This is a genomic window from Acetobacterium carbinolicum (genome assembly GCF_047456275.1).
Taxonomy (GTDB): domain Bacteria; phylum Bacillota; class Clostridia; order Eubacteriales; family Eubacteriaceae; genus Acetobacterium; species Acetobacterium carbinolicum.
Genome location: NZ_CP173357.1, coordinates 3,628,441 through 3,653,000, shown reverse-complemented (window position 1 = coordinate 3,653,000; position 24,560 = coordinate 3,628,441). Strand labels below are relative to the sequence as shown.

The following is a 24,560-nucleotide window of genomic DNA, read 5'->3' as shown; positions in this document are numbered from 1 at the left end:
GCATTGCTCGCCCGAACTCTGATAGTATTTATATAATAGTTAAATAACAGGAGGAACAAATTATGGGAAAAGCATTAATTATCGGTTGCGGCGGTGTTGCCAGTGTGGCCATTCATAAATGCTGTCAAAACAGCGAGGTGTTTTCAGAAATCTGTATTGCCAGCCGGACCAAAAGCAAGTGCGATGCACTAAAAGCAAAACTTGATGGCGGAGCGACAAAAATCACCACTGCCCAGGTCAATGCTGATCACGTTGATGAGCTGATTGCGCTGATTGAAGAGGTAAAGCCCGACGTAGTATTAAATTTGGCTCTGCCTTATCAGGATTTGACTATTATGGATGCCTGTCTGGCCACCAAAACCCATTACGTCGATACGGCCAATTACGAGCCCGAAGATACCGCCAAATTTGAATATAAATGGCAGTGGGAATACCGGGAACGCTTTGAAAAAGCCGGGATTACGGCACTGCTGGGTAGCGGTTTTGACCCGGGCGTGACCGGTGTTTTCTCGGCCTATGCGATGAAACATCAATTTGATGAGATTAATTACATCGATATTCTCGATGCCAACGCCGGTGATCATGGCTACCCCTTTGCGACCAACTTCAATCCGGAAATTAATATTCGGGAAGTCACTGCCAACGGCAGCTATTGGGAAGAGGGACAGTGGATTGAAACCGAGCCGATGGAAATCAAGCGGGTTTATAATTTTCCCGAAATTGGACCTAAAGACATGTATCTGCTCCACCACGAGGAATTGGAATCACTGGGACAAAATATCAAGGGGATCAAACGGATTCGCTTCTTTATGACCTTTGGACAAAGCTATCTAACCCATCTCAAATGCCTGGAAAACGTCGGCATGACCGCCATAGAGCCGATTGAATTTGATGGCAAGATGATTGTACCGCTGCAGTTTTTAGCCGCCGTATTACCAGATCCTTCGACCCTAGGCCCGCGAACCAAAGGAAAAACCAATATCGGTTGCATCTTCCAGGGCAAAAAAGAGGGTAAGAATAAAACCTACTACCTTTACAATGTCTGTGATCACGAAGAATGCTACAAAGAGGTTGGTTCCCAGGCGATCTCTTATACGACCGGAGTACCAGCGATGATCGGTGCGATGCTGGTGATGACCGGCCAGTGGCAAAAACCCGGCGTTTACAATATTGAAGAGTTTGATCCCGATCCATTTATGGAAGCGTTAAACAAATGGGGACTGCCCTGGCAGGAAAGCTTTGCACCAGAGCTGGTTGATTAAGGATGGTCAAACACGGATGGAATTAAAAGATGCCTTCAAGGAGCTGCCCACCCCCTGCTATCTTGTCGATGAAAGCCTGCTGATTAAAAACTTGAAAATTCTCGACCGGGTTCAAAAAGCCACGGGTTGTAAGATTTTGCTGGCCCAAAAGGCTTTTTCGATGTTTTCACTTTACCCCCAGATCGGCCGCTACCTGGCCGGCACCACGGCCAGCGGACTCTTTGAAGCCCGCCTGGGTCATGAGGAAATGGGTGGTGAAACCCATGTCTTTGCCACCGCCTACCGGGAAGATGAGTTTGAGCAAATCACTAAACTCTGTGACCATATCGTTTTTAATTCCTTTAACCAGTGGCAAAAATACAAGGATGCTGCACTCGAAGCCGACCGGGAATGCGGCATCCGGATCAATCCGGAATGCTCCACTCAGGATCACGCCATTTACGACCCCTGTTCACCGGGATCAAGGATGGGGGTAACCCGGGCCCAGTTTGTGCCGGAGCTGCTAGAAGGGATCAGTGGTCTGCATTTTCATACCTTGTGCGAACAGAATGCCGATGCCTTGGAACAAACCCTGAAAGCGGTGGAAGACCAGTTTGGCGAATTTCTACCGCAGTTGAAATGGCTCAACTGCGGGGGTGGGCATCACATCACCCGGGATGACTATGATGTTGATAAACTGATTGTTACCATCAAGCGGATTCAAGAAACCTACGGGCTAAAGGTCTATCTGGAACCGGGCGAAGCAGTGGCTCTTAACACCGGGTTTCTGGTGACGACGGTGCTGGATTTAATTGATAATGGCGTTCACAACGTTATCCTCGATACCTCCGCCGCCTGTCATATGCCGGACGTGCTGGAAATGCCCTACCGGCCAACTATTATTGGGGCCGCCTTGCCGGATCAAAAACCCTTTACCTATCGACTGGGCGGACCGACTTGCCTGGCCGGGGATATTATCGGCGACTACGCCTTTGATCAGCCGCTTGAAATCGGTGATCGACTGGTATTTTGCGACATGGCCATCTATTCGATGGTTAAAAATAACACCTTTAACGGTATGAATCTCCCCGCTATTGCCATATTTACCCAGGAAAAAACCATCCAGATGGTGAAACAGTTTGGATATATGGATTTTAAAAACCGATTGTCTTGAAAGACGGTCGGTTTTTTTAAGGAATTTAGCTATTATCCGGATGAGTCTTTATGGTATAATGGCTCAAATAAGAATTATTCTAGGATGATTAGATAGCGAACAGGAGAAACATGATGATACATAAATTTGACCAAAAAAATAAACAAAAGCTAGATAATGAGTGGCGTCGGGAAAACCTGCCACCGGTTGAAACATTGAAAAATTTAGGCCTTAAAGAAACCGATAGTTTTGCCGATATCGGCTGTGGAATTGGATATTTCACCATTCCGGCAGCAAAGATGATCGGCAACAACAATGCCTATGCACTGGATACCTCACCAGAAATGCTGGAGGAGCTTGAACTTCGCAGCAAAGCAGCGGGTATCAAAAATATTGAGATCGTAAAAACCCAGGATCTGGATCTGATGATTCCCGATGCGTCGGTCAGTTTTGGATTGATGGTCAATGTGATTCATGAAATAGTTGATAAAAATCAATTTCTGGAAGAAAGCAGCCGGATTATCAGACCCGGAGGAAAGCTGGCCATTGTTGATTGGGAAAAAGCAGAAACAAAAACGGGTCCTCCTATTGATCATCGGATTGGCAGTGATGAGGTGAAAACCATGCTAGCAGAGATTGGCTTTGAATGTCAGGAGATGATCAATATTGCCGAAACCTTCTATGGCCTGGTTTTTGTCAAAAATAATTAGAATAAACATGGGAGATCTGATGGAGAAAGAAATGATTGAGATTATAAAAAACGATCAGTTTGCAAAACTTGTTGGATTGGAACTGGTAAAGGTTGAACTGGGATATGCCGAAGTAAGAATGGTGATCACAGAAAAGCATTTAAATGGGGTTGGCATCGTCCAGGGAGGCGCTCTCTTTACCCTGGCGGATTTTGCCTTTGCGGCGGCGGCAAACGCCGACGGTAAAGTGACCATCGGTATCAATGCCAATATCACCTATTCCAAACCAGCCAAGGGAAAAACGCTACTGGCCAAAGCCATGGAAACCTCTTCCAGCCGAAGCCTTTGCAACTATACTGTAGATATTTTTGATGAAGACAATGCAGTGTTGGTTGCAAAATTTAATGCGACCGGGTTTATTAAGAACTAAAGTGTTAGGATAAAGATTTAAAAAATAGAGCTTAAAAAGTATCGTAATTAAAAAGTGATGGGTTAGCCATCACTTTTTTTTATGACCTGATAATAGATCAGTCCAAAAACCGAAGCCAGAAATACCAGCACAAGCCCGATGACGATTTTTGGAAATGGTACGGTTTCAGTGGTGGCATAACCGGCTGTCACTATCGCAATGGAAGCGCTATGAATATCGACATCGCCGCCATGTTCAACACAGGCCCGGTTAAACACGCCGGTAACCTGGAGCTGGTCGCCGATATGCTTATAATCCCCGAAAAATCTAATGCGTTGGGCATCGTTAAGAGGCATCTAGATGCCCATGGCATTACTACCGTCATTGATATTGCCCCAGGCATAATCACCCCTTTCCATCGCTTCACCGATGACGGTGACGGTTTTACCGTCCATTGCTTCAGCATTTTCCACCAGTTGATTCAGCTCGATCACATCGACGGCCAAGACCCCACCACTGAGACAGAAAAGCAGACCAACCGTAAGAATCGTCGTTTTTATTAGTTTGTCCAACATTTTTTTATGCCTCCAATGATGAAGCCGATGAGGGCGAAAACAGAAAGAAATTCCAGTCGGCCCAGATACATGGCAATAATATCGTAAATTTTCATAACTGCCGGCATGTCGGCGGTGGTGACGCCAATCGATAAGCCCACATTTCCGGTAATAGAGGCGGATTCAAAGGCGGCACTGGCCAACGGATAGCCACAAAAAGTTCCGATTAAGGTTCCCAGGGCAAAGGTGATCAGATAACAAATGACAATCAAGGCAGAGGCCTTCACCAGGCTATCCGCCAGAATTTGGTCCTTAATGTGGTGGAAGCGAAAGACCTTGACATTGCGCTCGGAAGACAGTAAGCGCTTCACATCAGCAAGGATACTTTTAAAGAGGATGCCAATCCGTAAGCCCTTAAAGCCGCCGGCGGTGGAACAGGCCGAGCCACCAATCAGTATTGCAATGATGAGAATCAGGATACCGAAGTCACCCCACTCCAGTGCGAATTGTCGGGCATAAACTGAACCAAACCCGGTGGTAGTATGGGCCGACAAGACATTGTAAACAACGCGCCGAAACATAACAACGGCATCGGCGTAAACACCAGTCCGGGACAGCCACAAGACAGCCATCGTACTGGCCAGAAACGTGGTGATAAAAAAGCTCTGAGTTTCGACATTTTTTTCTGAAATCTTCCGCTTTAGGATCTCCACCCCTAACTGGGTGGGACAAATGGTCTCAATGTCCAGCATGTCATAAATATATTTGCGACTGGGGTCCCCGACTCGGGCGATGATACGGGGCATGTTATAGATTTTTTTGGCAATCAGAGACATGGTAATGTTAAGATTGTCATCAGAAGTTACCGCCAAAATATAATCAGCTTGTTTAATTCCGGCCTTCAGTAAACGGTCGTTGTCATATTCAACACCTTTGAACCGGGAACCGTTAAAACTACTACCGAGGACACTTAATTTTTCGCCGTCATGGTCGATGACGGAAATGTCATGCCCGCCAATTGATAATTCTTTGGCCAAGGTACTGCCTAGCCTGCCGCAGCCAACAATAATGATATACATAATTTTCTCCTAAGATGAAGCTGAGATGAAGGATAAATGGAGTAGTTATACGATTCTTTATCCTACAAAAAAATTAACACAGATTCTATAAAGTTTGTATAAAGATATTGATGTCTTATATAAATTTAATATTAAAGGGTAGACGTTGAAAAAAAAACGGTCATTCGTTATAATGAGGCAGAGGCGTTCGTTTGAGAGAGGAAAAAAAATGAAGATAACAGTAATCAATGGAACCATGTGCCATGGTAGCACCTGGCATTGTAAGGATTTGCTACTTGAAAAGATTTCGCAATTAGAAGAAACCCAGGTCAGGGAGTTTTATCTGCCCAAAGACATGTCGGATTTTTGTGTTGGTTGTTTTTCCTGCTTCTTAAAAGGGGAAGACAGTTGCCCACATGCAGACCAGATCCGGCCCATTGTTGCAGCTTTGGAAGAGGCGGATCTGGTGATCTTAACCTCGTCGGTTTATGCACTGGATGTTACCGGTTCGTTAAAAGCCTTGCTGGATCACCTGTGTTTTATGTGGATCAGCCATCGCCCCAATCCGAAAATGTTTAATACAGTGGGGATCAGTTTTGCCACAACTGCTGGAGCAGGTCTTGCTCATACCACTAAAACGATGCAGAATAGTCTTAAATTCTGGGGGGTAAAAAAACGGTTTGTCAGCAAGCAGGCCGTCGCGGCGATGAAGTGGAACGATATATCCGAGAAAAAGCAGCATCAAATTGAAAGAGAGATGGTGCAATTGGCAAAAAAAGCCACCGCAGCGGTGGCTAATATTGAGCACAGTAGCGCCCCCTTATTTAGAAAAATTATGTTTAAGGTGATGAGGACGATGATGAAAAAGAATGATTGGAACCCCACCGATCGCAATCATTGGGAAGCCAATGGCTGGTTAAGCGGGACCAAGCCCTTTTAAAATCAGACGACCTCGATGGTTGTTGTCATGCCAAGAATCTTGGCCAGCCGGTCCTGGGGCAGCGTGCGCAGATAAGCATCCAGATTTTTTTGCAGCCGGATTTCAGAAGGCGAATAATCAATGGCGTCAATGGCTGGGTGGAGGGGATGACGTTTGGTTAGTGCCGCCAGTTCAATGTCCTCCAGTAGATCAAAGACCATAGCCGCTTCAATGGGATCAAGTTCCCCGGCGATAAGCAGATCTTCCATATCAGCCAGGGTTTTAATATGCTCTTTAATAATAGCCAGCTTGTCGTCAAAGAAGCGGCAGGATAAAAACTCCGTAACCAGTTCCCGATAGGTCGCATCATCCATTTTAATGCCCATATTGTAGTGAACAAGGGGTTTAATGGTGGGATTATAGCGGGGCACAAAGGTCTTGTTAAGCGAGTGAGTGGCGAGTCCCTTGTAAACAGAGGTGGTGATTTTGGGAATACTGGCGCTCAGGTATTTTTTAAGCGATGGATTGGTGATAAAAAGAGCCGTCATCACTTCCTGGGCAGCGGCTTTTAATTGCGCTTGTATTTGTGTCAGGCTCAGATTTTTTAGTTTATTCTCCAGAATGTTAAGATCAGTTGGGCTAAAATCCAATGGCAGTAGGGGAGCGTTTAGTAATTGACGACCTAAAGCATTTAAAAAAACCTGTTCACAGATATTATCAAGGAGATTTTGGTAGCCAATATCATAACCACTCATGACTTCGTGGATGATATTGGCATCAAAGTACGAACAAAACAAGTTTTCATAATACAGGCTCTCTAAATACTTGATGACAAACTCAACCCCGGCCAGATCCGTAACCGGATGGATCAGTTGATAGTCGATGTTGCTGGGGATTTCATGGGCATGAAAATTAATTTCATAGGTTTCGAAAAAGGGCGAAAAACCCTGGTCGATGGTGATCGTGTAGGCATGGTTCGGGGTTTTAAACTTGGATTTGCAAACCCGATTATAAAAATAACGGGCCACGTTTACTTTTCGTTTTAGTACCAGTAAGCCATATTCGTAGAGCTTTTCAATGGGTTCATTTTCAATATCGAAGAGAGCGGCGTCCACATCGGGTAATGATTTAAGGTAGATGCCGATGGTAAACAGACTAGAAGCCATGATTCCCTGGGCGATTTCAACCCGGACCGAGCTGCTTTCTCCCTTGGTGAAGCGCTCGGTACAGTCGGCCAGAAGTTTAAGACATTCCATTTGAACGCGCTCAGATTCTTTGGGGCTGAGGATACCCTTTAAATAGGCCTCCTGAAGCAGCGACTGAAAATAAAATTCGCCACTCAGCTTATTGGCATTAACTTTGGTCTGTTTTTTTAGATTATTCATCATCATCCTCGCTTTCCAATATTTTTTCAGTTTCATAAAGATCGTTGTAATCGGGGTCGAGTCCCAGGCGGATATTTTTAGCCATTCGCTCCAGTTCCCGAAATTTAAGCTGATCCAGTGATCCCTGACAAACCCCGTTAAAATACTTTTTCATATAACCGATAAGATCATCATCGTTCATTAAATCCAGGGTTTCATTCTTAAAATAATAAAATATCTCAACGAGGTCATTTAAAAACTCGGCATAGCGGTACTGGGAGAGATAGGGGGAATCGGCAAAGGTCAGAATAACTTTTTCGATGATTCCGCCGCCAAATTCAACCCGGCCAAAATTTTTAAGTGAATCGGATCGGGTTTCGACCAGTTCCAGCGCCTGTTCTTCGGATAACACCAGCGCATAGTCGGCAGTAATCTTATTGCATAACAGTATTTCCGAAACAGCCTGTTTTTCGATCAGAAAATTATCAAACAGCATCAGCTCAAACGACATATGGTTACCTCCCGGGCATAAAACAAAAGATTACCTATTGACAAAACTGCCAAGATATGGTATCATTTATTTGTAAAATGATAAAATGGATTATTTGCGTGTATGTTACTAATAATATCACGAAAAACTGAATAAATCAATGATCTTTAATACAAAACAGGTGTTGTTTAAGAAACAGCACCTGTTTTTTTGTCGTTCATCGTCTAAAAATAATCTCAGATGGCTGTTTCTTGCTGCCCTGATGGAACGGCGCCAATGTTCTTAATGTAATCTTTATCTTCTGATAGTAATTCGATATGCCAAATTAATTGCAAAATAAATATAATTAAATCACAAAGAATGTAAAAACTCAGGAGGAAAAGAAAATGGATAAAAAGATGGATCGAAAAAAAGCCTTTGAAGAATATATGGCTTCTGCAAAAAGGGATTTAAAAACGGGTGATTATTTTTTGGCCGAAGAAAAAATAAAAAAAGCGATGAATGAAAATCCCCACTCCCCAGCGGTACATAACCTATACGGAATTCTGGAAGAATTGTTGAAGGAAGAAAATTTAGCGCATAAGCATTATCGGGCCGCCATTGCTCTGGACCCCGCCTATAAACCGGCGATGCGGAATTTAGGAAGAATTTCTACCTTTGAAGAGCGGACCAGAAAAGGTCATATTGATTTTGAAGATGAGCCAGAACAGCCCGAGGAAGACCTGTATATCATCGAATACGACCGAAACCATGTGGGTCATTTGCATAAAAAAAATAGGAAGTGAAAGAGATGAACGTCGTTTTAGTCCTTTCAGGGCTCATTGCACTGCTACTACTTTTTTTTGGGTTTTTGTTTTATTTAAGGGCGAAGCATTGTGGTTTTGGCCAAGAAGCGGTTTGATCTGCGGGGGCGGGACATCAACGCCCTGGGCGCTAGCTTTGTGGCATTTACGGCCAAAACCAGAATGAGTGGCATCGATTTTCAGGGATATGAGATTCGCAAAGGGGCGGCTGAAGCCGTAAAAGCCTATGTTTTGGCTAACGGCGGTAGTTATCCGGAGGAATGCAGGTTGGTTGTCAACAAAGTGGCAAACGATGGGGGAACCCCGCAGGTGGTGGCCCAAAAAAATCAGGTATTGGGTGTGATATACCTTAAGGATGTTATCAAGAATGGGGTTAAAGAACGCTTTGAAGATTTGCGTAAAATGGGGATCAAAACCATCATGATTACCGGTGACAATCCCATGACGGCGGCGGCGATTGCGGCCGAGGCGGGGGTGGACGATTTTCTGGTCGAAGCAACTCCGGAAGCTAAGTTGACACTGATCCGGGATTATCAGGCGAAAGGCCATCTGGTCGCGATGACCGGGGACGGAACCAATGATGCCCCGGCACTGGCTCAGGCCGATGTTGCGGTGGCCATGAATACCGGAACTCAGGCCGCTAAAGAAGCCGGAAATATGGTGGACCTGGATTCCAGCCCCACCAAACTGATCGATATAGTACGAATCGGAAAACAGCTTTTGATGACCAGAGGCGCACTGACAACCTTCAGTGTCGCCAATGACGTGGCCAAATATTTTGCCATCATTCCGGTTTTGTTTTTCAGCATCTATCCGCAATTGGTGGGACTCAATATAATGGGACTGACCAGTGCCAAAAGTGCCATCCTGTCGGCGATAATCTATAATGCCCTGATTATTATTGCTTTGATTCCGCTGGCTTTAAAGGGGGTCAAGTATCGGGAAGTGTCGGCGGGAAAACTGTTGCAAAGAAATCTGCTGATTTATGGTTTAGGCGGTTTACTGGCTCCGTTTGTGGCCATAAAATTACTGGACATGCTGTTAACTGTCCTGGGCTTGGTGTGAGGTGAAGACGATGGAAAAAAGCAGCAAAGAATCCATAGTGTCAAAATTACGGCCAGTATTGGTCAGCTTTTTGGTGCTGACTCTGATTTGTGGGGTGATTTATCCGGTTATTGTAACAAGTATTGCACAAATTGCATTTCCAAATCAGGCAAATGGTAGTATCATTACAGTAACACAAGAAAACAAAACATCAATCGATGTGGGTTCAGCCCTGATCGATCAGGTTTTTACAGAACCCCAATATCTGATTGGCAGGCCCCAGGGAACATCTCAGTTATCGCCAGTTAGTGAAGAGCAAAGGGCGCTGATCGAGGAGCGGGTGGTCTGGTGGCAGGCCCTCGATCCCCAAAATACCGGAGCGATTCCCAGTGATCTGGTGACCGCATCGGGAAGCCGGGTCGATCCCAATATCTCCCCGAAAGCGGCAGAATATCAGGTAAAACGAATTGCCTAGGCACGGAATATGTCAGAAAAAGCGGTCCGGGAAGTAATCACCCGCTATACAACGGGAAAACTGCTGGGCCTCTGGGGAGAGCCAGGCGTCAACGTATTAAAGGTGAATCTGGCCCTGGATGGACGCATTTAGTAATGATATAGATAATTGAGAACGTGCCGTGAGCTTTGTGATCAGTTTCGCAATTGTCTAAATAAAATAACGAGATGAAGGTGGGGGATTAAGCGGTGGATTTTAGTGATACCCGACCGGAAACCATCCGGATTATGAGTGGATTGCCGACCCTGGCACCTAAAATAGTCGAATACCGAAAGATTAAGCTGAAGGAATTTGATTTGGATGCTGCCCTCAAGCGCAGGCCAGAATTAATTCTGGTGGATGAGTTGGCGCATACTAATGCTCCGGGAATGCGCAACAAAAAAAGATATCAGGATGCTGAAGAACTTCTCAATGCGGGGATCGATGTTTTTACCACGGTCAATGTACAGCATTTGGAGAGACTGAACGATGTGGTCCAGAAGATCACCCAGATTGATGTGAAAGAAACCATCCCGGATGATATCTTTAATCAGGCTGATAAGATTCGCCTGATTGATATTGAACCCGATGAATTACTAAGGCGTTTTGAAAGCGGCAAAGTTTACCGGCCGGAACGCACCCAAAAAGCCCTGGAAAACTTTTTTATCCGGGAAAATCTCCGCTTGCTGCGGGAAATCGCGATGCGGCAAGCTGCCAATCGGATCAGTGCTGATTATTTCCAGAGTAACCGTCGGCTATCTTTACGGGATTCTGGGCTCCTGCCTGACGGTGCTGGTTTTTAATTTCTTTTTTACCATTCCTTATTATACTTTGCATGCCATCCAGGCGGGGTATCCCATTACCTTTGTGATTATGCTGTTGGTCGCACTGATTACCAGTGCCCTGACGGTCGGGATAAAAACCCAGGTCCGCCTGGCGGTAGAACGGGAACACCGCACGGAGGTACTCTATGAGATCAATAAAAAGTTACTAGCATCGCGAGATTTAGAAGAAACCATCGAGCTGATCAATACTTACATGGTTAAGATATTTGGTCGGTCAGCGATCGTTTACCGTCAGGACCCGGGAGATCATCACTCTGAGAACTTTCTCCAGTCACCATTGGATGGCGATGCTTCCTTTCTGATGTCAGAAAGTGAACGGGCGGTAGCACATTGGGTCTTTATGAATAAAAAATGTGCACGGATACCCTGATGGGGGCAAGGGCCTTCTATATGCCCATTGTCGCTCAAACAAAGGTATTGGGGGTTATCGGTTTGTCTTGTGTTAATGGCATTCTTAACCAAAACAATCGGTTGTTTTTAAGAATGATTGCTTCACGAGTTGAGATGGCTCTGGAACGGCATTACCTTTCTGGTGAACAGCGACGGATGCTGATTGAATCTGAAAAGGAAAAAATGCGAAGCAATCTGCTCAGGGGGATCTCTCATGATCTGCGAACACCACTCACCGGAATATTAGGGGCGAATTCGGCGATTCTGGAAAACAGCAGTACCATGGATCAGGAAACCCATGATACACTAATCGCCAACATCCGGGAGGATTCCCAGTGGCTGATTCGGATGGTAGAAAATCTGCTATCGGTTACAAGAATTAACGCGGGACCAATGAATGTGACCAAAACCCCAGAGGCGGTCGAAGAAATTGTAGCCGAGGCGATCAGTCGGATTCGCAAATGCTTTATCAATCGAAAAATTATTGTGAGAGTGTCGGAACAGTTGTTGATTGTCCCCATGGATGGCACTTTGATTGAGCAGGTAATGATCAACCTGCTTGAAAATGCGATAAAGTTTTCACCGGAGGACTCGGTCATTGCGGTTGAGGTGAAAAAAGTCGCGAACGAAGCGGTGTTTGAAGTAAGAGACCAGGGTAAAGGCATTAGTAACCAGGAATTGCTCTATCTTTTTGAGACCGCTGTACCCGATGGTAAGCGGAGTGCGGATTCGTCCCGCGGCATGGGGATTGGGCTGTCCATATTATGATGCTGCTATCAAAAAATGTCGGGAAAGTTCTGACCCATGATTATATTATCCAGGAGGTTTGGGGACCCTATACCAACGAGATTCAGGCTCTGCGGGTGAATATGGCCAACATTCGCAGAAAAATTGAAGAAAACCCGGCCGAACCTCAATATATTGTCACCCAGGTTGGCGTCGGCTATCGGATGGTAGAAGAGCTGGAAGGCTAAGAAAAATTGATAAATAAAATCTGCCAATTGAATTGCTTAAAAAGTTTTCAATTGGTTTTTTATTTTCCAGAAATAAATGAACAGATCAGCATTCGCATTTCTTGATTTTTATTAAATAGATTGACGATCAAGGCTTAAAAATGGCATACTAGAACTAATTAAAAAATATAAATAAGAAAAGAAGAAGCGAAGAATCATTTGAAATGGAATTTCATTAAGATGATTGAAGAGGGAAAAATATGGAAATAACAGCTCTAGATATTGCAATTACGAAAATAACAGCACTCAATATTGCAATGGCCCTACTTATTCTTTTTTTGTTTGGTTTGGGGCTGTACTTGATTCTCAAAAAAGGCCGAAAAAGAAAAAAAGAACGGGAAATTCGTCGGTTTAATGAGTTGGTTCAAACTTTTATCGAGTCTGAAGAGATACCGGTATCCCTGAAAGATGATGCGCTTAATTATATCTTTGTCAATTTGGCGATGGAAGACTTTTATGGGATCAGTTCAGAAGCAATCATCGGATTAGATGATTTTGAAATTCTGGACGATAAGATGGCCATGAAAGAAAGAAAAACCGATAAAAAAGTATTGGCGACAAAAACCTTTGTAACCGATGAAATGCTGTGGCGTGGTAAGATTTTTAAAACCACTAAATTTCCGGTTGATCTGCTTAATGGAAAGTTTGGTGTCGGAGCCTATATCCGCAGCGCATCAGAAAAGAACCGCGAGAAATATTTAAAAACCCTGATGTCAATCAGTGATGGGGTCATGATTGTGGATCCCATGGGTAAGATTGAGATGCTCAACAGCACCGCCGCAGAAATGACTGGCTGGACGGCCAGAGAAGCGATGGGAAAACACTATTCCCAGGTTTTTGTTCTGGAGGATGAAAAGAAGAGCGGTGTCGTTCCGGATCCGATTGCAGAAGCTTTTAGAGACAATACCATGAAAGAATTTGACAGTAAGGTGGTACTTGTTTCCAGAGATGGAAAGAAATATCACCTGGAAGATAGTATTGCCCCGATCAGTGATGACGAGGGGCAGATTGATGGGGCAATTGTTATTTTCAGAGACGTCACCGAAATAAAAGGAAAAAGGGACGCCATGGAGTATAACAGTTTCCATGATGCCCTAACCGGTTTGTATAACCGGCGGTTTTTTGAAGAAGAACTGATCCGTCTGGATACCGAAAGAAATCTACCGTTATCCGTGATTATTGGTGATGTCGACAGTTTAAAACTGACAAACGATATTTTTGGTCATGAAGCCGGCGATGAACTGATTAAAAGGGTTTCTGAAATATTTAAAAAGGTTTGTCGGGCGGATGATATTATTGCCCGCTGGGGAGGAGATGAATTTGCCATCTTACTGCCACAAACCGAAAAGAAAGACGCTCAAAAACTCTCGGATCGGATTAGAGATAATTTCAGCAAGGAAAAAATTAAATCGATTCAGGGAAATGTATCCCTGGGCGTGGCAACCAAGTATCAACCGGAAGAGAATATTGAAGTCATTATTGCCAGTGCGGAAGACAATATGTATATGAAAAAAACCCTGAATCGGGGGAAAAAGAAGGAAGATGCCTTTAATATTATTCTGGATAAGTTATATGGTGAATTGCCGGTTGAAGCTGAGCATGCCAGAAAGACCAGCGAAGTGTGTAAAAAAATTGCCCGCAAAATGAAGCTGCCTGAAGCTGAAATCAATAAGGTGTCCAAGGCCGCCTACCTCCATGATATTGGTAAAGTGGCACTCGATAAAGAAGTGGCCAGCAAAAATGAATATGTGATTGACGAAACCTTTAAAGAAATGAAAATGCACCCGGTGGTAGGTTATCGGATTTTGAACGCCTTTGATCATACGATGGATCTGGCTAATGTTGTGTTGGGACATCATGAGCGTTGGGATGGAACCGGGTATCCTCAGGGACTCAAGGGCAAAGAGATACCCAAACTCTCCCGGATTATTGCCGTCGGCGAACGTTTTGATGATATGACAACAGATACTGACTATCGGAGTGCGATAGGGAGCAATGAAGCCTTAGAAGAAATGAAACGCAATGTCGGCACCCATTACGATCCTGAAGTGGTCGAAGCCCTGGAAAAAGTGATAATTGAAGAAGCGGTTGCTACCGTCAGACTAAGCCGATAATAAGGATAAAAAAATAAAGGCCGCAGTAATTATTTGTTACTGCGGCCTTAAATGTTGTTCGATGACTTTGCAGAAAATTTTAACCATACCGGGATCAAACTGAGAGCCAGCGCAGGAAATGATTTCATTGATGGCTGTTTCGGGGGAGAGTGCTGCCCGGTAGGGACGGTCATTGGTCATGGCGTCATAAGAATCCACAATCGCTAATACCCGGCACTCAATGGGGATATCCTCACCGACGAGACCTAAGGGATAGCCGCTACCATCCCATTTTTCCTGATGTTTTAAAATCAGGTGGGAAATTTCCTTCAATTCGGATGATTCGTTGGCAATCCGTTCACCGATGGCACAATGGGTTTTCATCACCTTCCATTCATCCGGGGTTAAAGCACCGGGCTTTTTTAGAATACTATCGGGAATTCCGACCTTGCCGATGTCATGAAATTTAGTCAGTAACTGAATTCGGTCCATCACATTCTGGGGTAATCGCAGGGCCTGACCGATCAGGGTGGCCAGGGTGTCCATTCGACTGGTATGACCTTCGGTGATATAATCTTTGGCTTCCAGGGCTTTCATCAGGGTTTTTACCAGATTGTTCCGGGTGCTGGATTCTTTTAGCAGTTTGTTTTGATACATATTATTGTCGGCTTCCTGAAAGAGAAAATTAGTATTGACCAGGCCGGAAGCGTGATGGGAATAGCCGTAGGAAAGGGAGATTTTAAAGGTTGCATCCGGCAACTCATTTAAACATTTTAAATGGCCATTCATCTTTTCAAGTGCCGCTTCGAGGGTCTCTGGTAGTTGATTTTTGACAATCACGGCAAATTCGTCGCCGCCCACCCGGGAAACAATTCCCATCGATTGAAAACATCGGCTGATGACCTGGCTGGCCGAGACAATGACCTGATCCCCCATTAAATGCCCGAGGGTATCATTGACAAATTTAAGCCCATCAATATCCAATAGTAAGATGGTTAATTTTTCGATGTTACGGTTGTTAATCTGGGCCAACTCGGTTTCGAAAAAGCGGCGGTTGGTAATGTGGGTCAGGGTATCTTTCTCCGCCAGATCCCGGAGCTTTTTTTCCATATTCACCCGTTCGGTCATATCCCGAATCATGATCAGGACCTCATCAAAGGTTGAGATTTGAACCCGAACTTCAAAATAGTGAAGAGCGTTTTGAAAGGGCATGGAAAAATAATAATCAGACAAAACCCGGGTACACGAAACGACTTCGATAACTTGTTTGAGATCAGTCATCAGAATCTGGTTTCTCATGATCTCCACTAGCGCGTAGGAGCCAGTGTGCGAAGAAGGATTCAGCGGCGTAATCTGCCCCTGGTCATTGCTAATGAGTAAAATATCAGGAATTGTGGCAATTAATGCCTGTGTTCGGCTGTGGATCCGCTCCAGATCGACCAGTTTTGTTTGCAGCTGGGCGTAGTAGTTTTTCTTAAAGGAGTTCTCGCCCAGACCGATAATTGATTCCCGGGTAAGCTCTTTTTTATTCTTAGGTTTGTAAGACTCGTCCATAAATAATTCTCACCTCTTCTTTTGTCAAAATCCTGGGATTGGTTACCATACAGGGATCATTTAAGGCATTTTCCACTAAATAGGCCACGGTGCTTTCTTTTAAATTTTCCACCTTAATATGGGCTGGAATAGTTAAGTTTTTCCGCATTGAAACGATCCGGTTAATAATCATCTCAAGCAGTAGCGTATCACTGACGTTATCCACGGACAAGCCTAATTGTCTGGCAATGTCCCGATAGCGGTCGGGAACCGTTTCAAAATTAATGCGGATGATGTGCTCAAGCAAAATGCTGTTACACTCACCATGAGGTAAATCCAGAAGACCGCCCATCGAGTGGGACATCGCGTGGACGGCGCCGAGGCTGGCGTTGGAAAAAGCCAAACCAGCCTGGAGGGAACCAAGCATTAGCTCATACATGGTCTCGATGCTTCGCTGCGGCATTACTGATTTTTCAATGACCTGATTAATCAGACGGATGGATTCCAGCGCATGAACGTCGGTAAGGGCCGAATGGGTACTCGATACATAGGCTTCAATGGCGTGTGTCAGAGCGTCCATGGCAGTGCAGGCGGTTAAATAGCGGTCCATCGACATCAGCGGAATGGGGTCAATCAGGGCCAGATCGGGCACCACTTTTTTGCTGATAATGGCCCGTTTAATATGGGCGGCGCTATCCTTGATAATGGCAAACTGGGAAACATCCGCGGAAGAACCGGCAGTGGTGGGAATACCGATCAGCGGTGGCCCCGGCATCCTCACTTCATCAACCCCTTCGTAGTCCAGAATATTGCCACCATTTGAGGCTACAATGCTGATGCATTTAGCACAGTCGATCGCGCTGCCGCCGCCGATGGCGATAATCAAGTCACAGCTCAGTGATAAAAAAAGATCAGCGCCGCGCATCGCTTCATGATCTTTAGGATTGGGGGTTATGTCATCAAAAAAGAAGAGTTTTTTTACATGAGGACGGATCAGATCAATGGTGTCACGGAACCATTCAAAGTTCTGAAGCGCTTTATCGGTGACAATCATCGGTTTTTTAGCATTAAAATGAGAGATATAACGCCCAATCAACAATCGGGCATCGACACCGATGATTATTTCCGGGATTACAAATTTCCTTAGTTCCAATAGGGTTTTAGGCATAATAATAACCTCTCATTCTGATGGAGTTGCAGTTACTTTAGTATAACAGCTGAGGTTCTATCTGTAAACATTTCTTAGTGGTGTTAACACGAGCAGCCAAAGGTGGGGGTATCTATACTTAAATACCCGAGTCCGGTAAAAATTAACGAAAAATTAACACGTTGCTAATATTAATAGCCGCCTCCCATGGTTATAATTTGTGACATCAACTATGGGGAGGAATGTGTTTGGATATCAATCAGAATAAAGAAGAAGAGCGGTTGAGAGGGGAGCTCTTAGAAATACTCTACCAGAAAAAAATCACAACCGTTTTTCAACCCATCGTATCGTTGCTTGACGGAACCGTCCATGGCTATGAAGCCCTTAGCCGGGGACCAACCGATTCGCTGCTTCACACCCCGGACGTACTGTTTAAATGCGCCCAGAAGTTTAATAAACTTTGGGAACTGGAATTTCTCTGTCGTTCAAAAGCCTTTGAGGCGGCCTTTAAAATAGAAAGTGAATTCAAACTTTTTTTAAATGTCAACCCCAATATTATGCAGGACGTCCAATTCAGAAAAGGATTCACCAAGGAATATCTGGAGAAATTTGCCATTGACCCCAAACGGATTATCTTTGAAATTACCGAGAGCGAAGCCATTAATCATCTTGCTGACTTTATTAAAACGATTGACAACTATAAGGAACAGGACTACCGGATTGCGATTGATGATGCCGGTGCTGGTTATTCGGGCCTTAACCTGATCTCGGATATTCATCCTAATTATATTAAGCTGGATATGAAATTGATCCGGGATATCGACAAAGACACAACCAAGCAATCTCTGGTAAGGTGCCTGAATGAGTTTTCAGAATATACAGAAACGGCACTGATTGCCGAGGGGATTGAGACAAAGGAAGAATTGCTGACACTGATCGAAATTGGGGTGCAGTATGGCCAGGGGTACTTTATTCAAAGACCAAATGGAATTCTAAATTCAATCTCTAAGGATGTGGTTGAAATCGTGAGAGAAGAGAATGCCAATAAAAGAAAATTGTTGGACAATCGGGTACTTAATGACCGCATTGAGTCGATCTGTAAACTGGAGCAAACTATTTCACCGGACATTCTCGTTTCACAGGTTCACGAAATGTTTAAAGAAAATGAAACCCTCTCCGGGTTTTGCGTGGTCGAAGACCAGCTTCCGATTGGGGTGATCACCCGAAACGCCTTGTATAAACGAATTAGCGGACAATACGGGTATATTCTTTATGCCAATAAACCGGTTAGCACGATCATGGATACGGATTTTATGCATGTGGATTGTCTGGAGACCATTGATATTGTCGGAAAGAATGCCATGCAGCGGGATTTTAATAAGATCTATGACTTTATTGTGGTGACCCGGAAAGGTCAGTTTCAGGGAACGGTGACAGTCAAAGATTTGATGGAAAAACTCATCGAAATCGAGTTTGTTTATGCCAAGCATCTAAACCCCCTATCTGAACTTCCCGGCAATTTGATGATTGAACAGCAGCTGGAAAAGGCGCTTAAAGAAAAAGATAAAAGAACCATTCTCTATTTTGATCTGGATAATTTTAAAGCCTATAATGATCTTTATGGGTTTGAAAATGGGGACCGGGTATTAAAAGAGTTTGCCGAAATCTTAAAAACCCGGATTCCACCGGAACACTTCATTGGTCACATTGGTGGGGATGATTTTATTGCCATTGTGCCCAAAAAGAAAACCGAACAATTGTGTATCAGTGTCATTCACACGTTTAATGAAGCGGTGGTAAAATACTATAACAAAGAAGATATTGAGAAAGGTTATATCACCTCCAAGGACCGCAAAGATGTCGAGGAAAATTTTCCCTTTCTCTCGGTTTCCATTGCGGGGGTAGCCTGCGATCACAGTAAAACGGTTTTTGAACTGGCCGAAACAGCCGCCAAAATAAAAAAGAAATGCAAGAAAAAACAGGGCAGCAATTACCTGCTTAGTTAATAAAAAAAAACGGATGCGCATGGCGCGTCTTTTTTTTGATGGAACTGTTTTTCGCGACAATTTTATGATATGATTTATAAGCGAGGTTTAAAATGAATATTTATAAACTCCCCGGGTTACCCAGTGACGATGAAGAGGTCGCCATTCTGGTGCAGAATGATCGGGTTCGAATTGAACGGATTATCAGTACTGGTCAGCAATCAAACTGGTACGATCAGGAAGAAACCGAATACGTGATTCTGCTTGAAGGCAGGGCCCAACTGTCATTTGGAGAAAATCAAACCATTACGCTTGAAAAAGGGGACACCCTGTTAATTCCACCGCACCAAAAGCATCGGGTCGCCTATACCTCAACCGATCCGCCCTGTATTTGGCTGTGTGTGTTTTATTAAGATTCGTAGTAATGGCAAAAACCATCAGCATTTAAAATAAATTTAATAACATCGGTTAAGCACGGAGAATAATAATGGAAAATAAAAGCATTAAAATTATAAAAAATGGCCCTTACGTAGTTACCGGGAGCATCAAACTGACGGAGAAGATAATTACTTCCCAGGGAAAGGGGTATGTTTATACAGCAGGACGAAATCTTCCCCAGGCCAAAACCTATACCCTGTGTCGGTGCGGAAAGTCGAAAAATCCGCCTTTTTGTGATGGTGAACATTCAAAATGCGCGTTTCATGGCGAGGAGACGGCGTCGAAAGCTGCTTTTTTAGATCGGGCCGAGTTTCTTATCGGAGCAGATCTTGATATGAGAGATGACCACCGTTGCGCCTTTGCAAGATTCTGTCATCGAAATGATGGAACGGCCTGGGAACTGATCAAACAGTCGGATGATCCCAGACTCAAGGAGGAAGCCATTAAGGCTGCCAGTGAATGCCCGGCAGGTCGCCTGGTTGCATTCGAAAAAAATGGCACGGCCATCGAACCCGAATATGAACCGGAGATTGTGATTCTTCAGGACCCTGAGCGGGGGGTGAGTTGTGGTATCTTTGTCAAAGGAAGGATTCCTCTTCTATCGGCGGATGGCCACCCGTATGAAAGACAAAATCGGTTTGTTTTATGTCGCTGCGGCGAATCAGTTAACAAGCCTTTTTGTGATGCCACCCATGTACACATCAAATATCAGGATGGATAATCATTCCGGGATGGAGACATTAAATAAGACATCATACCAGACAAAGGTTTCTTTAACCTTTGTCTGGTATGATATCTCTTCAGCCAAAAATAATTAATTTGTCCTGGGATGGGTTGATCTGTGAGTGTGAAGAATTGACCCGTTGCGCTCTGGAATGAGGAAGTGTATGAATCTTCAAAACGTTTTGCTAAATACCATCGTCTTTTCGTTGCCAATTATTGCTGTCATTTATATTTTTGTGGGAATCAAACTCTTAAAACAAAAAGTGGATGGACAGTTTAATTATTTTTCCGCCCTGATGTTTGCTGCAGCAATTTATGCATTGGGCTATTTTCTTTCACTTAATTCTCAAACAATCGAAATGATGATTTTTGCCAGAAATTTTGCCAACCTGGGTGTGATTTTTATTCCAACATTTGGGATATTATTTGTTGCTCAATTTGTGAAAAAGAAAATACCGGGGAAGATTAAGTTTTTATTAGCTGCTGTATCTTGCTTTCTGTGGACCATTTATATCACCAATCCCCTTCATCAGTTGGCTTTTAACTGGGTGGAACTGATAAAGGTCAATGGTTTTTCGGTCGCCAGTACCTCAAAAAACATCGGTTATTATCTGATTTTGGGTTATTATACTATTTTTATCGTCTTTACAATGATGGCATTGATGATGGCAATCAAAAAATCAACCTCCCGAAACCTGATAAAAAGCTATCGCTTTGTCCTTTTGACCACTCAGATCTCCTGGCTTGCAGTGCTGGTGATTCTGATTGGCCTTGATAAATACGTTGACCCCACCCCCGTGGTGATTCTGGTGATTCTAGCCATGATCGGGGTGGATGAGGTTAAAAACGATTTGTTTGAGTTAGAAATAAATCGTTGGAAACAAACGTTTTGGAATCTTGGGGAGGTCGCATTTCTGATAAATTCCGACCGTGAGATTATTTGTATGAACCCCGTTGCAAGCCTTTTTTATGAGAAAAAAAAGGAAAACATCGCAGAAATCTTAGCGATTCTTGATCAGGGCGATCACAAACGAAAACCGGTAAAAATAAAAATCGGCAAGGATGACCGATGGCTCTATGTCAATAAGAACAATTTTGATACCAAGCGAAAGCTGGTAAGCTATATGCTGGTCGATTTTACCGAACGGCACCAGACTGAACTTGCCTTAAAAGAAAGTGAAGAACGTCACCGCTTATTAATTACCCAAATGTCTCAGGGGTTGGCAGTGCATGAGGTGCTCTTTGATAAGTCTGGAAGTCCGGTTGATTTTTTATACCTTGATGCCAATGATAGTTATGAAAAGCTGGTAGGCTTAAATCGCCAGGAAATCATCGGAAAAACAGCGCTGGAGATAAAACCGGAGATGGATAAAAAATGGATAAAAAAATTCGGTCAGGTGGCGATGACCGGCCAACCAATTACATTTGAACATTATGATAAATATGTAGATAAATATTTTGAAATGGTTGCCTATTCGCCCCGGTTTAAACAGTTTGCCGTGATTATCTCGGATGTTACCGATCGAATACAGGCGGAGAAGGAAATTCGTTACCTCAGTTATCATGATTATCTGACCGGCCTCTATAACCGGCGGTTTTATGAAGAAGAACTAAAACGGCTGGACATGCCAGAAAATTTACCAATTACCCTGATCATGGCAGATGTCAATGGACTAAAGCTGATTAATGATTCGTTTGGCCATGTCATGGGAGATGAACTCTTAAAAAAGTCGGCCCGGTTGATAAAAGAAGCGATTCCTGAAAACAATATTGTCGCCAGGTTAGGAGGAGATGAATTTATCGTGATTCTGCCGCGGACCGATATTTTTCAGGCCGTTGATATCATCAATGATCTGAAAGCTAAAACCGCCAATCAAAAAATCGGTGCATTTGAGATTTCCATTTCGTTTGGGTATGAAATCAAGGAAATGGAAGACCAGGATATCCAGGATATTTTTAAGCGGGCAGAAGATGATATGTATCGGCATAAGCTTTATGAAAGTGCCAGCATCAAGAATAAAACCATTGAGCTGATTATGAATACCCTCTATGAAAAGAGCAGCCGCGAAATGCTTCATTCGAGGCGAGTAAGCGAACTCTGCAGATCGATTGCTGTTGAGATGAACCTCAGCAAGGATGCAGTCAATCAGATTGGCACAGCTGGTTTGATGCATGATATTGGGAAAATGGGAATTGATGAGAGGATATTGAATAAGCTTGGTCATCTGGACTTTGAGGAGTGGCAGGAAATGCAACGTCATCCGGAAATTGGCTATCGGATTCTGAGTTCTTCCAATGAATTTTCAGAAATGTCCAAGTATGTGTACCAACATCATGAACGCTGGGATGGAAAGGGTTATCCTAAAAAATTAAAGCAAGAGGAAATATCGATTCAGGCACGGATTATTGGGGTGGCAGACGCCTACGATGCAATGACTGGTGATCGAACGTATCGCAAAGGACTAACCCCAACTGAAGCGGTCAGTGAGTTAAAAAGAAATGCCGGCACGCAGTTTGATCCGGCAGTGACACGCATCTTTGTGGAAAAAGTTCTGGGTGAGAACTTTTAAATTGACTGGTTTTAAGAAGTGTGAGTTAAGACAACTAAATTAATCCCGCCGATAATGGTAAGATAAGCTGAAGGAGTCTGGAATCAGGCTCTTTTTTGTGTAAAATTAACGCCGATATCATTGATTTTACACCCAATTCGCTTCATATTAAGATTCATTTCTGATATAATGAAAAAATCATTTACAATAATATTATCAAACCGATTTTGCCTGTGCAACAGCAGGGCATGTTGGATCAGTTTTATGCTGCGGCTAAAAACTTTGGTGATCAGGTCATCTGTGAATAAATGGTCGATAGGAAAGAAGGTTGTTATGAGGATAGGATACGCATGTTTAACGGTGGGAGTACCCAATACTGAACTTAAAACGTGCTTGCTTAAAAATGTTACCGATGAAAAATTGACGGAGTTGATCAAGCATAATTTAAATGCACTGGAAAATATGATTGACTACAATATTAATAACCGGGTTGAATTATTTAGAATCAGTTCATCCCTGATCCCCTTTGGATCAAATCCGGTTAACCGGATCATCTGGTGGGAAGTATTTGAAAAGCAGTTAAAAAAGATCGCAAAGAAAATAGCCAAAAGCGGGATGCGGGTTTCCATGCATCCGGGACAATACACCGTTTTAAATTCACCCGATGAAAAGATCGTGTCTAATGCCATTGCCGACCTTAATTATCACGCCCGGATTATGGACAGCCTTGGGCTGGGGCCGGAGAATAAAATTATCCTCCACGTGGGTGGGGTTTATAATGATAAGAAACAGGCGATCAAACGATTTCTAAAAAATTATGATGGCTTGGATGAAACTGTCAAGAAACGACTGGTCATTGAAAATGATGATAAATCCTACACCATCAGTGATGTTGTAATCATTGGGAAAGCACTGGATATTCCGGTTGTCTTTGATAACCTCCATCATAAGGTGAATCCCTGTGATACAAATCAGCCGGATACGTATTGGATCGATATTTGTAAAACCACCTGGAAAAGTCAGGATGGCAATCAGAAGATTCATTATTCCCAACAAAATCCCGAAAAAAAAACCGGTTCCCACTCTAAAACAATAGCGATAACAGCGTTTATGGCATTCTATGAAGCGATAAAGGACAGAGATCTGGACATCATGCTGGAAGTCAAAGATAAAAATCTGTCGGCCATAAAATGTATCAATTGCACAATCGGGGAAAAAGAAATAAATCAATTAGAACATGAGTGGAGCAAGTATAAATATGCCGTGCTGGAACGGTCCCCGCTTGACTATCTGGAGATTAGAAAACTGCTTAATAACAAAGAGCGTTACCCCTGCATCGAGTTTTATAATCTTATTGAAACCTCTTTCCAGAAAGAAACGACGATTGGAAACTCCATTAACGTGGCCCAGCACATTTGGGGATATTTCAGAACCCTGGCATTGCCCAGTGAAAAGAAGTATTTTTTAAAATTGTTGGATCAATATGAGAAAGGGGAGGCTTCGATTAAAAAGGTAAAGAAAAATTTGTGGAAAATGACCGTTAAGTACGACCAGACCTACCTGTTGGACTCCTACTATTATGTAATTATTTGAAAAAATAAAGTGAATTGTTTTTAAGTAAGGCTTA

The 24,560-nt window shown here is 43.6% G+C and carries 22 protein-coding genes and 3 pseudogenes; 18 read left to right on the top strand and 7 right to left on the bottom strand.

The genetic code is table 11. From position 1 onward, the window contains the following. The first annotated feature begins 62 nt into the window (after positions 1 to 62). From ACIZ62_RS16910 to ACIZ62_RS16895, 4 genes are all read left to right on the top strand, one after another. Entirely contained in the window at positions 63 to 1,262 is a 1,200-nt protein-coding gene (locus ACIZ62_RS16910; RefSeq protein ID WP_322519065.1) for a saccharopine dehydrogenase family protein, read from the top strand. Between the two features lie 16 nt (positions 1,263 to 1,278). Beyond that, positions 1,279 to 2,415 carry a carboxynorspermidine decarboxylase gene (gene nspC, locus ACIZ62_RS16905; RefSeq protein WP_414150709.1) on the top strand — a complete coding sequence of 379 codons (1,137 nt, stop codon included), beginning with the start codon at positions 1,279 to 1,281 and terminating at the stop codon, positions 2,413 to 2,415. Positions 2,416 to 2,528: 113 nt separating this feature from the next. Beyond that, entirely contained in the window at positions 2,529 to 3,104 is a 576-nt protein-coding gene (locus tag ACIZ62_RS16900; protein ID WP_322519067.1) for a class I SAM-dependent methyltransferase, read from the top strand. A 19-nt stretch (positions 3,105 to 3,123) separates the two neighbouring features. After that, the gene (locus ACIZ62_RS16895; protein ID WP_111888829.1) at positions 3,124 to 3,513 is read left to right on the top strand and encodes a PaaI family thioesterase; all 390 of its coding nucleotides are present in this window, start codon (positions 3,124 to 3,126) and stop codon (positions 3,511 to 3,513) included. 62 nt (positions 3,514 to 3,575) lie between these two features. On the opposite strand, the gene ACIZ62_RS16890 is transcribed toward ACIZ62_RS16895, so the two are convergent. The 3 genes from ACIZ62_RS16890 to ACIZ62_RS16880 are packed head-to-tail and all read right to left on the bottom strand — an operon-like array spanning position 3,576 to position 5,125. Further along, positions 3,576 to 3,848 carry a hypothetical protein gene (locus tag ACIZ62_RS16890; protein WP_414150708.1) on the bottom strand — a complete coding sequence of 91 codons (273 nt, stop codon included), beginning with the start codon at positions 3,846 to 3,848 and terminating at the stop codon, positions 3,576 to 3,578. After that, positions 3,849 to 4,067 (bottom strand): hypothetical protein, encoded by a 219-nt coding sequence (locus ACIZ62_RS16885; RefSeq protein WP_414150707.1) that lies wholly within the window; start codon positions 4,065 to 4,067, stop codon positions 3,849 to 3,851. Further along, entirely contained in the window at positions 4,052 to 5,125 is a 1,074-nt protein-coding gene (locus ACIZ62_RS16880) for an NAD-binding protein (protein WP_414150706.1), read from the bottom strand. The genes ACIZ62_RS16885 and ACIZ62_RS16880 overlap by 16 nt, the downstream gene beginning before the upstream one ends. A gap of 208 nt (positions 5,126 to 5,333) precedes the next feature. On the opposite strand from ACIZ62_RS16880, the gene ACIZ62_RS16875 reads away from it, so the two are divergent. Next, a complete protein-coding gene (locus ACIZ62_RS16875; protein ID WP_414150705.1) occupies positions 5,334 to 6,044 on the top strand; it encodes a flavodoxin family protein in 711 nt (236 codons plus the stop codon). 2 nt (positions 6,045 to 6,046) lie between these two features. On the opposite strand, the gene ACIZ62_RS16870 is transcribed toward ACIZ62_RS16875, so the two are convergent. Both ACIZ62_RS16870 and ACIZ62_RS16865 read right to left on the bottom strand, forming a co-directional pair. Beyond that, positions 6,047 to 7,408, bottom strand: a complete 1,362-nt coding sequence (locus ACIZ62_RS16870) for a DUF6179 domain-containing protein (RefSeq protein ID WP_414150704.1) — start codon at positions 7,406 to 7,408, stop codon at positions 6,047 to 6,049. Then, the gene (locus tag ACIZ62_RS16865) at positions 7,401 to 7,898 is read right to left on the bottom strand and encodes a DUF6323 family protein (RefSeq protein ID WP_111888836.1); all 498 of its coding nucleotides are present in this window, start codon (positions 7,896 to 7,898) and stop codon (positions 7,401 to 7,403) included. The genes ACIZ62_RS16870 and ACIZ62_RS16865 overlap by 8 nt, the downstream gene beginning before the upstream one ends. Before the next feature lie 365 nt (positions 7,899 to 8,263). On the opposite strand from ACIZ62_RS16865, the gene ACIZ62_RS16860 reads away from it, so the two are divergent. The 8 genes and pseudogenes from ACIZ62_RS16860 (at position 8,264) to ACIZ62_RS16825 (ending at position 14,579) form a co-directional block, all read left to right on the top strand. Further along, complete coding sequence (locus ACIZ62_RS16860) at positions 8,264 to 8,662, top strand: hypothetical protein (RefSeq protein ID WP_414150703.1); 399 nt, start codon at positions 8,264 to 8,266, stop codon at positions 8,660 to 8,662. Positions 8,663 to 8,740: 78 nt separating this feature from the next. Beyond that, positions 8,741 to 9,745 (top strand): annotated as a pseudogene (kdpB, locus tag ACIZ62_RS16855) (potassium-transporting ATPase subunit KdpB); the annotation flags it as partial. A gap of 10 nt (positions 9,746 to 9,755) precedes the next feature. Beyond that, positions 9,756 to 10,331 (top strand): annotated as a pseudogene (gene kdpC, locus ACIZ62_RS16850) (K(+)-transporting ATPase subunit C). 95 nt (positions 10,332 to 10,426) lie between these two features. Beyond that, complete coding sequence (locus ACIZ62_RS16845; RefSeq protein WP_414150702.1) at positions 10,427 to 11,020, top strand: hypothetical protein; 594 nt, start codon at positions 10,427 to 10,429, stop codon at positions 11,018 to 11,020. Continuing rightward, positions 10,944 to 11,432 (top strand): DUF4118 domain-containing protein, encoded by a 489-nt coding sequence (locus ACIZ62_RS16840; RefSeq protein WP_414150701.1) that lies wholly within the window; start codon positions 10,944 to 10,946, stop codon positions 11,430 to 11,432. The genes ACIZ62_RS16845 and ACIZ62_RS16840 overlap by 77 nt, the downstream gene beginning before the upstream one ends. Continuing rightward, positions 11,414 to 12,220 carry a sensor histidine kinase gene (locus tag ACIZ62_RS16835; protein WP_414150700.1) on the top strand — a complete coding sequence of 269 codons (807 nt, stop codon included), beginning with the start codon at positions 11,414 to 11,416 and terminating at the stop codon, positions 12,218 to 12,220. Before ACIZ62_RS16840 ends, ACIZ62_RS16835 begins: the two co-directional genes overlap by 19 nt. Further along, positions 12,214 to 12,426: pseudogene (locus tag ACIZ62_RS16830) on the top strand (winged helix-turn-helix domain-containing protein); the annotation flags it as partial. The gene ACIZ62_RS16835 and the pseudogene ACIZ62_RS16830, both read left to right, overlap by 7 nt. A 239-nt stretch (positions 12,427 to 12,665) precedes the next feature. Then, positions 12,666 to 14,579, top strand: coding sequence for a diguanylate cyclase (locus ACIZ62_RS16825; protein WP_414150699.1), 1,914 nt, complete (start codon positions 12,666 to 12,668; stop codon positions 14,577 to 14,579). Positions 14,580 to 14,615: 36 nt separating this feature from the next. On the opposite strand, the gene ACIZ62_RS16820 is transcribed toward ACIZ62_RS16825, so the two are convergent. Both ACIZ62_RS16820 and ACIZ62_RS16815 read right to left on the bottom strand, forming a co-directional pair. Continuing rightward, positions 14,616 to 16,112: an HD domain-containing phosphohydrolase gene (locus ACIZ62_RS16820; protein ID WP_414150698.1), complete on the bottom strand. Its 1,497-nt coding sequence runs from the start codon at positions 16,110 to 16,112 to the stop codon at positions 14,616 to 14,618. Next, positions 16,090 to 17,259: an iron-containing alcohol dehydrogenase gene (locus ACIZ62_RS16815; protein WP_414150697.1), complete on the bottom strand. Its 1,170-nt coding sequence runs from the start codon at positions 17,257 to 17,259 to the stop codon at positions 16,090 to 16,092. Before ACIZ62_RS16815 ends, ACIZ62_RS16820 begins: the two co-directional genes overlap by 23 nt. A 227-nt stretch (positions 17,260 to 17,486) precedes the next feature. Between ACIZ62_RS16815 and ACIZ62_RS16810 the strand changes: the two genes are divergently transcribed. The 5 genes from ACIZ62_RS16810 (at position 17,487) to uvsE (ending at position 24,526) form a co-directional block, all read left to right on the top strand. Next, entirely contained in the window at positions 17,487 to 19,244 is a 1,758-nt protein-coding gene (locus ACIZ62_RS16810; RefSeq protein WP_414150696.1) for a GGDEF domain-containing protein, read from the top strand. A gap of 92 nt (positions 19,245 to 19,336) precedes the next feature. Continuing rightward, positions 19,337 to 19,636, top strand: coding sequence for a cupin domain-containing protein (locus tag ACIZ62_RS16805; protein ID WP_414150695.1), 300 nt, complete (start codon positions 19,337 to 19,339; stop codon positions 19,634 to 19,636). A gap of 74 nt (positions 19,637 to 19,710) precedes the next feature. Beyond that, positions 19,711 to 20,382, top strand: a complete 672-nt coding sequence (locus ACIZ62_RS16800; RefSeq protein WP_414150694.1) for a CDGSH iron-sulfur domain-containing protein — start codon at positions 19,711 to 19,713, stop codon at positions 20,380 to 20,382. A gap of 166 nt (positions 20,383 to 20,548) precedes the next feature. Next, complete coding sequence (locus ACIZ62_RS16795) at positions 20,549 to 22,954, top strand: HD domain-containing phosphohydrolase (protein WP_414150693.1); 2,406 nt, start codon at positions 20,549 to 20,551, stop codon at positions 22,952 to 22,954. A gap of 312 nt (positions 22,955 to 23,266) precedes the next feature. After that, positions 23,267 to 24,526, top strand: coding sequence for a UV DNA damage repair endonuclease UvsE (gene uvsE, locus ACIZ62_RS16790; protein ID WP_322519083.1), 1,260 nt, complete (start codon positions 23,267 to 23,269; stop codon positions 24,524 to 24,526). Positions 24,527 to 24,560 lie beyond the last annotated feature (34 nt).